General features: G+C 62.1%; 11 protein-coding genes. 5 read left to right on the top strand and 6 right to left on the bottom strand.

All coding sequences use genetic code 11. The features are described from left to right. Nucleotides 1–42: 42 nt before the first annotated feature. Nucleotides 43–435: a hypothetical protein gene (locus tag QNA08_RS07595; RefSeq protein WP_283740075.1), complete on the bottom strand. Its 393-nt coding sequence runs from the start codon at nt 433–435 to the stop codon at nt 43–45. A 210-nt stretch (nt 436–645) separates the two neighbouring features. On the opposite strand from QNA08_RS07595, the gene QNA08_RS07590 reads away from it, so the two are divergent. Beyond that, nucleotides 646–1,452, top strand: coding sequence for a hypothetical protein (locus QNA08_RS07590; protein ID WP_283740098.1), 807 nt, complete (start codon nt 646–648; stop codon nt 1,450–1,452). A 186-nt stretch (nt 1,453–1,638) separates the two neighbouring features. Here QNA08_RS07590 and QNA08_RS18985 read toward each other — a convergent pair whose 3' ends face one another. From QNA08_RS18985 to QNA08_RS07575, 4 genes are all read right to left on the bottom strand, one after another. Beyond that, nucleotides 1,639–1,767 (bottom strand): hypothetical protein, encoded by a 129-nt coding sequence (locus QNA08_RS18985; protein ID WP_340321775.1) that lies wholly within the window; start codon nt 1,765–1,767, stop codon nt 1,639–1,641. Then, nucleotides 1,755–1,916 carry a hypothetical protein gene (locus QNA08_RS18980; RefSeq protein ID WP_340321773.1) on the bottom strand — a complete coding sequence of 54 codons (162 nt, stop codon included), beginning with the start codon at nt 1,914–1,916 and terminating at the stop codon, nt 1,755–1,757. The genes QNA08_RS18985 and QNA08_RS18980 overlap by 13 nt, the downstream gene beginning before the upstream one ends. A 133-nt stretch (nt 1,917–2,049) precedes the next feature. Beyond that, nucleotides 2,050–4,143, bottom strand: a complete 2,094-nt coding sequence (locus QNA08_RS07580; protein WP_283740074.1) for a ParB/RepB/Spo0J family partition protein — start codon at nt 4,141–4,143, stop codon at nt 2,050–2,052. Between the two features lie 574 nt (nt 4,144–4,717). Continuing rightward, nucleotides 4,718–5,671, bottom strand: a complete 954-nt coding sequence (locus QNA08_RS07575; RefSeq protein WP_283740073.1) for a substrate-binding domain-containing protein — start codon at nt 5,669–5,671, stop codon at nt 4,718–4,720. A gap of 221 nt (nt 5,672–5,892) precedes the next feature. Here QNA08_RS07575 and modA point away from each other — a divergent pair, with 221 nt between their 5' ends. The 4 genes from modA to QNA08_RS07555 are packed head-to-tail and all read left to right on the top strand — an operon-like array spanning nt 5,893 to nt 9,015. Continuing rightward, entirely contained in the window at nt 5,893–6,807 is a 915-nt protein-coding gene (modA, locus tag QNA08_RS07570; RefSeq protein ID WP_283740072.1) for a molybdate ABC transporter substrate-binding protein, read from the top strand. A 6-nt stretch (nt 6,808–6,813) separates the two neighbouring features. Beyond that, on the top strand, nt 6,814–7,491 hold the full coding sequence (gene modB, locus QNA08_RS07565) for a molybdate ABC transporter permease subunit (protein ID WP_283740071.1): 678 nt from the start codon (nt 6,814–6,816) through the stop codon (nt 7,489–7,491). Continuing rightward, complete coding sequence (locus QNA08_RS07560; RefSeq protein ID WP_283740070.1) at nt 7,484–8,215, top strand: ABC transporter ATP-binding protein; 732 nt, start codon at nt 7,484–7,486, stop codon at nt 8,213–8,215. Before modB ends, QNA08_RS07560 begins: the two co-directional genes overlap by 8 nt. Continuing rightward, a complete protein-coding gene (locus QNA08_RS07555) occupies nt 8,212–9,015 on the top strand; it encodes a sulfite exporter TauE/SafE family protein (RefSeq protein WP_283740069.1) in 804 nt (267 codons plus the stop codon). Before QNA08_RS07560 ends, QNA08_RS07555 begins: the two co-directional genes overlap by 4 nt. 46 nt (nt 9,016–9,061) lie before the next feature. Here the strand turns inward: QNA08_RS07555 and QNA08_RS07550 are convergent, their stop codons facing one another. Continuing rightward, nucleotides 9,062–9,991: a LysR family transcriptional regulator gene (locus tag QNA08_RS07550; protein WP_283740068.1), complete on the bottom strand. Its 930-nt coding sequence runs from the start codon at nt 9,989–9,991 to the stop codon at nt 9,062–9,064. Nucleotides 9,992–10,012: the final 21 nt, after the last annotated feature.

Genomic DNA, 10,012 nt, shown 5'->3' with positions numbered 1-10,012 from the left:
CTACCGCCGGCGATGGAGATCAGCTACCAAACCCCTGGGCTCTCACAATGAATGAGGGACCGGCGGGGGGCAGGTCATCGTCCCCATCTTTTCCTTCGCCGCATGAGAGCCGATAACGTGGTCACATATTGATTTTGCGGCAACGGATACGGCATCTGAAGAGATTAGCTCGATCTCGGAGAACTTGCGGGTGATTTCATAGAAGGAGGTCACTTCGCTGGATTTTTCCTTCATGCTCTGAAGAACCTGACGATCAGCCTCAGCAAGAAATTCCGCATATAAGCGCTGCCGGACAGCTACTTTTTCTCGTCGAAGATTCAAAATCCATTCGTGCCTCTTCATCCCTTTGCCGGCGGTGTAACTCAGCACACCCGCTACGATCGCGACCGATGCAGTAGAAATGAAGTTGAGCAACGGGGTGACTACGTCTGGCATCCAAGGCTCCCGGATAGAATCGCCGCTTTCCCGATACTATTGCCAAATCGCCCGGACCGCGCGAAAGTTTGATTCGGGTTGGGCACCTGTGACCTGTCGCCGGGTCAAACGTCCTGAAGGAAGAACGTTCAATCAATCTCACGATGAGCATCCCAACCATTGGGCTGCTGCGTAATCGGCGAACAGCAATGCCCGACATGGAGATGCATCGTGTTTGCTCTTACAATTCCTGTGTCGGCTGATGGGCTCGACACCATCAAGGCCGAACTCACACGCGAACTGCCGGATGTGAAATCCTCGCATCGCTGTGAGGCGATCGCGCGCGGGCTGGGCTTCCGAACCTACGCGGCAGCGCTTGCTGCGGTGAAGGCGGAAACACCCGGAACAGCCCATATCCGAGGTGATCTGTTCACCACCTACCTCGCGGATCACGGCTTCGATGTGCGCCCCAAGCTGCTCTATCACGCAGCAGCAAAGGTCGCCCTTCACGAAGTTTCGAAACGGATGCCAAAGCTCACAATGTGGGGGATTGGCGTCGGTCGCCCCCGGCGGAAGGAAGATGGCAGTTGGGAAGACTTCCGCGACATGAACGCCAAATTTCGGCAGGATCGCGCGGTACTGATCAGTGATGGCGCCGTAAAGTCTTTTTTGACATCACTTGCCTTCCTCGCACGGGTCACGCCGACGAAGACTATTCGAAAGGGCACGGGCAGCTACTGGCTGAAACATATCGCAGAAAACTACGCCTGCGCTTATCCCGAGGGTGAAAAACTCGGTCCTACCTATGTTGCCAACGGGGTCTTGATTGCTGCTGCTCTGCACGCTGGCTTCAAAATAAAGACCTATATTGACGAGATGGGCTACGACGACTTGAACGTCAGCTTCAATATGTCGAAGCCTTGCCTCGAAGACCTCGATTGCGAAATCCGACCGGATGGAGTTCGGGCGCAGGATAGGCGTCACCGCGAACAGATGAAGCGGTATCGTCAATATCCTTACGGGTCTGCTGCATTCTGATGCTGCCAGTCGCGCGCGCTGTGCCCGCGCGACTGGCAATTTGCCCTGCTGTCGAGTGCCTGCGACGACATCGCCCGCCAGTTGAATGAGCGCCGACAAGCCGGACACGCCGCTGCCAATCAGGCAAAAGACGACGCGCCAGATCTCGGACGACACGGCATCGCTCGTGATGCCATGGATCAGCGCCTAGCCCGCGACGGCGGCGGGCGCGGCAAAGATGGGCGCCACGGCGAGGCGCAGGATCGGTCGGCGCACCACGATGAACAGGACCGTTACCAGACTACAAGCTGCGGCGCCGGCGATCAGTCCAACCAATTCGCACCGATCAGGCCGGAGCCGGAGGTGCAGGCAAGACCCGCCGCCTCCGCTCCAAGTATGAAGGGCAGCGCATAGACGGCGAGCGTATAGGCCAAGACACATAGACCTGCGACCAGCGCACCGGCCATCAACATGAGCACGATCATCGCAAGTTCCTCTTGAACCGATGGCCGCGGCGGTCATCGGTCGGTCGCGCGGGGGCGATCCCCGCGCGACCGCAATTTTTTCGGGGGTTGCAGAAAGGAACGCCGGGACCGTAGCAGCGATCCCGGCTCTCTTTCATTCCGCTGCAACAGAGAAATGGTCATCGATGTGCACTTCCGCCCTGTCTTCGGTCTCCGCAGCATGGGCCTCCTGCCGCTCATCGGCCAACCACGCGGGCCGGTCGGTGCGCAGCACAGGCGGAAGCCAACCGGTTCCGGCAAGAAGCTGCTCGGCGGCTTCGGCCATCTCCTGCTTCTTCTTGTCCGCGATCCGCTCCGCTGCTTCGTCGCCAAGGGCCTCCCGCACGGCGGCGAGGATATGGGCCTTGGTGACGCGTCCGAGATAGGCCCGAACCGTGGGCGTCCAGTGCGCGGTCATGTCGAGAGCAACCGCCGTCGCCAGCTTGTCGGCGGTCCGGTGGGCGCGGCGCTTGTGGACTTCCCACGGCAGCTTAACGGCATTGACGGTCAGCGAAGCGCAATGCGCGAACAGCGCCATGACGCTGGCATTGTCCAGCCCGGCGATGAAGCCCCAAAGATCGGCCACATCGCGCGGCATGTCCGTCGCCCATCCGGCATGACGATCCGCTAGCGCCTTCGCCGCCGCCGTGTCCTCGATGCCGTCCGCATGCCCGCCAAGGCTGGCGCTGATCGGGCGAATTTCGAGGACGTTGGCGTCAACACCGCGATAAAAGGTCTGCGCGGCCAGCGTGTGGGTGACGGCGATCAAGGCCATGTCCGGCTGCTCACCAAGGGTAAGACGCAAGGCAAGGGTCCGATGGGCAGTCAGGTCGCGGATGAGCGAGTCCGACAGCGGCTTGCCGTCTTCCTCGGCTTCCTCGTCCTCGGTCTCGAGCGCGGAAGCGTCGTTGCCATCCTCGTCATAGTCGCCATCGTCCATGACCTCGCCATCGGCGTTGACGCACACACCGCCGATGGCGGTGCCGACATCCTCGTCCGCTGCCGGTTCTTCCGGTTCCGGGGCCTCGTCCTCGGGGCGGATGAAACCGCGTTCGATGCGGGCGGTCCCGTCATGGTTCAGCACGACGAACACGCCGCCGCGCGCGATCTCCTCCGCTTCATAGGCATGGCGCTTGCCGTCGATACGCTCGATCTCGGCTTCAAGCTCGGCAAGGCGCTGGTCCACTTCGGTCGGCAGGTCCACGTCCGCGTTCTCCCATGCGGCGGACAGGCGCTTAAGTTCCTCCTGCGCGGCGTCGTAGGCGGCGGCGTCTGCCTCCGAAAGCTCCACCGGATGCGGATAGGTGCGGCGCATGCCGTGGGCGTGGGGCCAATCGACATGAGCCAAAACCCACTTCCACCCCTCGGCCTCCTGCACTTGCGCCGCGATCCGTTCCAGCTTGTCGAGCGCAAGCCGGTCGAGCAGCACGGCATCCTCATAGAAGCCGCCGCGATCCTCGGTGAACAGGTCGCGGATGATGTTGCCGCCCGCCTCGGCATAGGCTTCCGGCCCGACGAACACCGCCCGTCGATCCGAAGCCGCCACGTTGCTCGCGGTCAGGTCGCGGCGGATGATCCACGGTTCGCGATTGTAAGAGAGGTTTCCAAAGACCTGCTCCTGCCGTGCATGATCGTCGGTGATGGCGAAAGCCTGCAACTGATCCATGGTCAGCCCGCCGTCGCGGTAAATCTGGATCAGCTTGGGGCTGACGGCTCCGAGGCGAAGCCGCTGCTTCACGACTTGCGCGGTGACCCCGAAGCGGGCTGCGATTTCCTCCGCGCCCCATCCGCGATCCTCCGAAAGCTCCCGGAATTTCTCGAACTCGTCGGCGGGGTGAAGGTTCTCGCGGTTGACGTTCTCGTCAAGGCTGATCTCGGCCGCATCGTTCGCCGTATCGATGACGCAGCGGATCGGCTCCGTCTTCTTGATCTCCTTGCGCTTCACGCGAAGAAGCTGCGCTAGCCTGCGGCCTTCGCCGATGCTGACGAGATAGAAGCCGGTCGGCTCGCCCTCCGCATTCGTCTCCGGCTCCACCACCAGATTCTGCAGAATGCCCTTGGCGGCGATGCTCGCGGCCTTCCCTTCGATGGACGCCTCGCTGTGCGGGGTCTTGCGGGCATTCTTCGGGTGCTTCTTGAGCTTGTTGAGCGGGATGAAGACCTCCCTGCCGTTCTCGATGACGGGGGCGGTCTTTGCATTCGTGGTCATGGTCATTCTCCTATTGGCTTGGGTTGGAGCGCAGCGCTGCGCTGCAACCCTGGCCGTCGCCGAGACCGGGGGGTGCAAGGCGCAAGGGCAGACGGCGGAGGGGGATCACCCGGCCTGCACAAGCGGATCGACGTCATGACGAAGGTGCGCAGCATGCATCCGCGCGGAAGGCTGGGGATACCGCGCGTCTGCTCTTGTGCCGCGCGAGGGGGCAGCGCCCCCAAGCACCTCGCCCGGTCAGAGCGGAGCGGAGGCTGGGCACATGAACCGGATCAGGATAGGAATGACCGGAAAGCCGTAAACCCTGACGTCCTGATCGCTGCTATTGGGCGAAGCGATCCAAGTGTTTATTTCAGTCCGTGAAGGGATCGGCAATTTCTCTTAGGAATAGAGGCAGACATTATCTATTGCCTCTCTATAATTGCAGAAGTCTACGTGATGTCTTCCCGGCCGCCTCAAGGCAGTCGCAATCTTGTCGAAAGAGACGACGTTCTTACCGTATAACAAAGAACTGTTTGAATGCGCGTCGGCGCGCGCTATTTTTTGGGAGGAGGTATTCCGTCAGCAGACCAGATCATGTCTCGTGAATGATCTTTCCCATGTCGCTGATGTCGTACCCGCCAATACTCTTGAACTCGTTCTGAAACTTCGCTGACCGCAGGATTTCGAACAGCGTCTTGATTTCCGGCGTGTCGACACGCTCGGTCTTGACGACGAGATCATACCGCTCCCTCTTCATCGGGACGAAGTCTATGTTCTCGACCTGGCGGGCGATCTTCTCGGTGCCGACCGCGATGTCCGCCTCCCCGCGTCCAACGGCACTGGCCACGGCCAGATGCGATTGGTTCTCCTCGTCATATCCGGCGACCTGGCTGCCATAGAGATCGAGCAGCTTCAGGTTCTCATCGAGAAGAACGCGCGAGCCGGCTCCCTTCTCGCGGTTGATCATCCGAATGTCGTCGCGAGCGAAGTCGCTCCATGTCTGGATGTTCTTGGGATTGCCTTTGGCGACATAGAGCCCCTGCGTCCGATAGGTGACGTTGATGATGGTGCAACGAATGCCGGGCAGAAGAGTGCGGACGTGGGGGACGTTGTAGTCGTCACTCGAACTGTCCCACAGATGGGCCGTCGCGACGCTGACCTTGTCGTGATAGAGGGAAACGAGGCTGTCGTAGCTGCCGATATAGGCGCGCAGCGCCGTCACGCCGTGCATGCGCATGAAGTTCGACAGGATATCGAGAATGAGATCCTGTCCGCATATGACGAACCCCTCGCCACCGCGCCTACCCGTAGAGAGGTCGAAATACTTGTTCTCGTCGAGGGCGACAGAGCCGTAGGCTTCCTGCCGACGCGGCTCTCGTCCGGAACGAGTGACGTAATCCCGGACATGCGCTTCGGTGAAGCGGATCTTGCGGCCCACCTTGTAGGAGCCGATCTCTCCATTCTTGATCAGAGCATAAATCCCGCTCCGACTGACGTTCAGCAGCCCCGCCACATCCTCAACGGTCAGCGCGTCACGGGTAGCCATCGGGCTCACTCCACATATCGGTTCGTCTAATTTCGTATCGATAGATGCATTTCGTTTGAAGTTCCAGCCACTTTCATGCGCTTTCGCTTTACATGAAGGCTGTTTTTGGGCTCTAACTCGAACGAAACAGCAGGTCGGCCGGCGGTATCATACGCTTTCATCTACTTTCGTGCGTTTTCGCGCGGGCCGGCTTGGAACCCATCCGGAACGCGAGGCGCGAAATGAACCGACCTTCGGCACCTTCTGATCTCGCGGCAGGCCGCGACGAGAACAAACCAGCGACGCCGACCAATCACGCCTCGGCCTTCGGTGCCGGCGCCGGCCTTTCAACCGACTGGATACGCCGAGGCCTTGTGATCTTGAGCCTCGGTCTCGCGCTGCTTGGCGTTTCAACCTCGATCTCGAGAGTGGCGGCCCAACAGACGCAACCACCGAACATTGCCGCGGCCTCCGATCTACAATTTGCCCTTCAGGAGATCGCGGCCTCATTCACGAAGGATACCGGCCAGAGCGTCAACCTAACCTTCGGATCATCCGGAAATTTCCTTCGCCAGATTCAGCAGGGTGCCCCGTTCCAGATGTTCCTGTCTGCCGACGAAGGGTTTGTGCGGCAGCTCTCTGAAGCAGGCAAAACCGAGGACGGCGGCACGCTCTATGCGATCGGCCGTATCGTATTGTTTGCACCTACAGGCTCGTCGCTCAGGGTCGACGCCGAACTCGCCGATTTACGGGCAGCGCTCGCCGACGGGCGAATCCAACGGTTCGCAATCGCCAATCCCGAACACGCCCCCTATGGGCGAGCTGCCGAGGAGGCCTTGCGTTCACGCGGCCTGTGGGATGCCGTGCAGCCGAGGCTGGTTCTTGGTGAGAATGTCTCTCAGGCAGCACAGTTCGCCACGTCGGGCTCCTCGCAAGGCGGCATATTCGCCTATTCGCTGGCCCTGTCGCAGCATGTCAGTGATCGCGGCTCATACGTGCTGATCCCGGCCGAGTGGCACAAACCGCTTCGCCAGAGCATGGTGCTTCTCAAGGGCGCCGGCGACACCGCGCGAGCGTTCTATGCTTACGTCCAGCAGCCCGCAGCACGCGCGATCTTCCGCAAGTACGGATTTGTGCTGCCGGGCGAGGCAACCTGACCGGCTATGGCACTCATGGACTGGCCGGCATTCGCACTTTCCCTGCGCCTGGGGGCGCTCACCATCCTGATCCTGCTTCCGGTCGGCGTGATCCTCGGCCGCCTGCTCGCCTATCGCGCGTTCGCTGGAAAGAGCCTGGCTGAGGCCGCTGTCGCCCTTCCGCTCGTCCTGCCGCCGACCGTCATCGGCTACTATCTCCTCGTCAGCTTCGGCGGCGCTTCGGTGTTTGGTCGGGCCTACCAGGCGCTGTTCGGCCACTCGCTCGTCTTCAGCTTCGAGGGGCTGCTGGCAGCCTCCGTTCTGGTCAATCTGCCCTTCGCGATCCAGCCGATGCAGCGGGCGTTCGAGGCCATCCCGCCCGACGTGCGGGAGGCAGCAGCCTGCTCGGGCATGTCGCCGTGGCGGGTGCTCATCCGGATCGAACTGCCGCTTGCGTGGCCGGGGATCGTCACGGGTCTTGTGCTTTCCTTCGCTCATACGCTCGGCGAGTTTGGTGTTGTCCTGATGGTCGGCGGGAGCATTCCCGGCCAGACGAAGACCATCGCCATATCGATCTACGACCGTGTCCAGGCATTCGACAACGCGGCTGCCGGTGCGATGTCGGCATTGCTGCTCGCGCTCTCGCTCGTCGCGCTCGGCGTCACGTTCATGCTCTCCCGCGGGATTGGGCGCCGCTATGTCTGAGGGATTGCGCGTCACCGTCGAGCAATCCGGGCCGATCCCGCTATCGGCCGAGTTCTCATGCGCCCCAGGCGAGGTTTTGGCCCTCGTCGGTCCGTCCGGCAGCGGCAAATCGACGATCCTGCGAGCGATCGCCGGACTCTATCGTCCCGCCTCCGGTCGAATCCAGTGCAATGGAGATCTCTGGTTCGATGCCAGCGCCGGCCTCGCCGTGCCTCCGCATCGCCGGTCAGTCGGCCTCGTGTTTCAGAGCTATGCGCTGTTCCCGCACATGACGGCGCTCGACAACGTAAAGGCAGCTCTCGCGCACCGACCGCCAAAGGAGCACTCCGAGCGAGCCCGTGCTCTGCTACGCTTGGTTCATCTCGACGGACTTGAGGATCGCAAACCGGCGGCGCTGTCCGGCGGCCAACAGCAGCGGGTCGCCGTTGCTCGAGCACTCGCCCGTGATCCTGCCGTTCTGCTTCTCGACGAACCCTTCTCCGCGGTCGATCGACGCACGCGCCGCAGCCTTCACCGGGAGCTCCGCGAACTTCGCACCGCCGTTTCGATGCCCATCCTGCTCGTTACCCACGACCTGGATGAAGCCGCCGATCTTGCCGACGCGCTGTGCGTCCTCGACCGGGGCGAGACGCTGCAAACGGGCCCGACAGCCGAGGTTCTATCAGCGCCCGCGAGCGCACGTGTCCGAGAAGCGCTGGACATCCCTTTGGAGGATTCAGCATGACATTGGCCGAGACGACGCCTCGAAGTCCATTCACCGCTTTCTCGGGAGGCGCCGGCATCGGTGCCCTTGGCGGCTTGATCGGGCTCGGCGGAGCCGAATTCCGCCTCCCGCTGCTCATTGGCGCTTTCCGCTTCCACGCGCTGGAAGCGGTGATCCTCAACAAGGCCATGAGCCTTGTCGTGGTCGCGTCGGCATTGCCGTTCAGAGCTTCGACGGTTCCGTGGGTGGATGTGGCAGCGAATTGGCCGGTGATCGTCAACCTGCTGGCCGGAAGCTTAGCCGGTGCCTGGTTCGGGGCCGGCTGGGCGACGCGGCTGAAGTCCGGAGCGCTTTATCGGATCATCGCCGCGCTGCTGGTGATGATCGCAGTGGTGCTGTTGATCGGTCATGATCCGCAGGGCGGCGGTCATCCTCTGCTTGGAGGCTCGGCTCAGATCATCGCTGGCATCATCGCAGGCGCGGCAATCGGCGTTGTCGCGTCGCTTCTCGGTGTTGCCGGCGGCGAGCTTCTCATCCCGACGCTCGTTCTCCTCTTCGGTTGCGACATCAAGCTCGCTGGCAGCCTCTCGCTGGCGGTCAGTTTGCCGACCATGCTGATGGGCTTCACGCGATATAGTCGCGACAGCAGCTTCGCCGTTCTCGGCCGCAACAAGACGTTCGTGCTGGTGATGGCGGCTGGCTCCATTGTGGGTAGCTTTGTCGGCGCGCAACTCCTCGGGCTGGTGTCAAGCGACGTGCTATTGCCGTTGCTGGCGATCATCCTGCTGGCCAGCGCGATCAAAGTGTGGCGACACGGGTAGCTACGCAAACGTTGCCGTTTCTGCACGACCGCTGGCTTGCCCATTGTCATCCAAGACTCCCGGCAAATCGTTCGGCCAATCGATCCCGTTTGAACACCTCCGCGACCAGATCGACGAAGGCCCGTGTCTTGGCTGGCAGGAGGGTGCGCGAGGCATAGTAAAGCGAAATTGCCCCTGCATCGGAGTACCAATGTGGAAGAAGGCGAACGAGGCTGCCGTTCTCAAGCTCCGGCAGGACGTCGGGCACGGCGAGCATCGCCACGCCGAGGCCGAGCCTTGCCGCTTCGCGCATCGCCGCCGGGTCGTTGACGACAATCGTTTCGCGCAACGGCGCCAGCATTTCGGCTCCCACTGCATCCCGCATTGCCCAATGACGGACGCGGCCGGTCCTAAGCGAGCGCATGACGATCCCGTCGAACTGCGACAGTCCGGCCGGATCGGTCGGCGGCGTGCGTTCCGCCATGTAGGCGGGCGACGCCACGGCGATGATGTGGGCGGGTGCCAACGTCCGGGCGACGATGCCCGGAGCAAGATCGAAGCCCCCGCCGATCGCTACGTCATAGCCCTCGGCGACAAGATCGACCGGGCGGTTCTCAAAATGCCATTCGGGCCGGATGAGCGGGTATCGGCGCAGGAGTTCCGACAACAGCGGCAGGATGTGGGTGACACCAAAGGTAGGGCTGAGGCTGACCTTCAGCACGCCCGCCGGCTCGGATGCACCGGACGAGGCATCGGCGATAGCCGCCTGTAGGGCGTCGAGATTGCCGCCGATCGACAGAAGGAAGCGTTCGCCAGCCTCGGTCAGCACGAGCTTGCGCGTGGAGCGCTGGAACAGCCGCACGCCAAGGTTCCGCTCCAGCATCGCCACGTTGCGGCTGACGGCGGCCGGGGTGAGCGCCATGCGCCGCGCCGCCTCCGAGAAGCTGGAGGTTTCCGCGCTTTTGACGAAGCTTTCGAGATTGGCCAGCGTCTCCATGTTGCCTTCAACGATTGCTTG

Origin of the sequence: Chelatococcus albus (genome assembly GCF_030067675.1) — a bacterium.
In the GTDB taxonomy this organism is placed as follows: domain Bacteria; phylum Pseudomonadota; class Alphaproteobacteria; order Rhizobiales; family Beijerinckiaceae; genus Chelatococcus_A; species Chelatococcus_A albus.
This window is presented reverse-complemented; position numbering and strand designations above follow the sequence as displayed.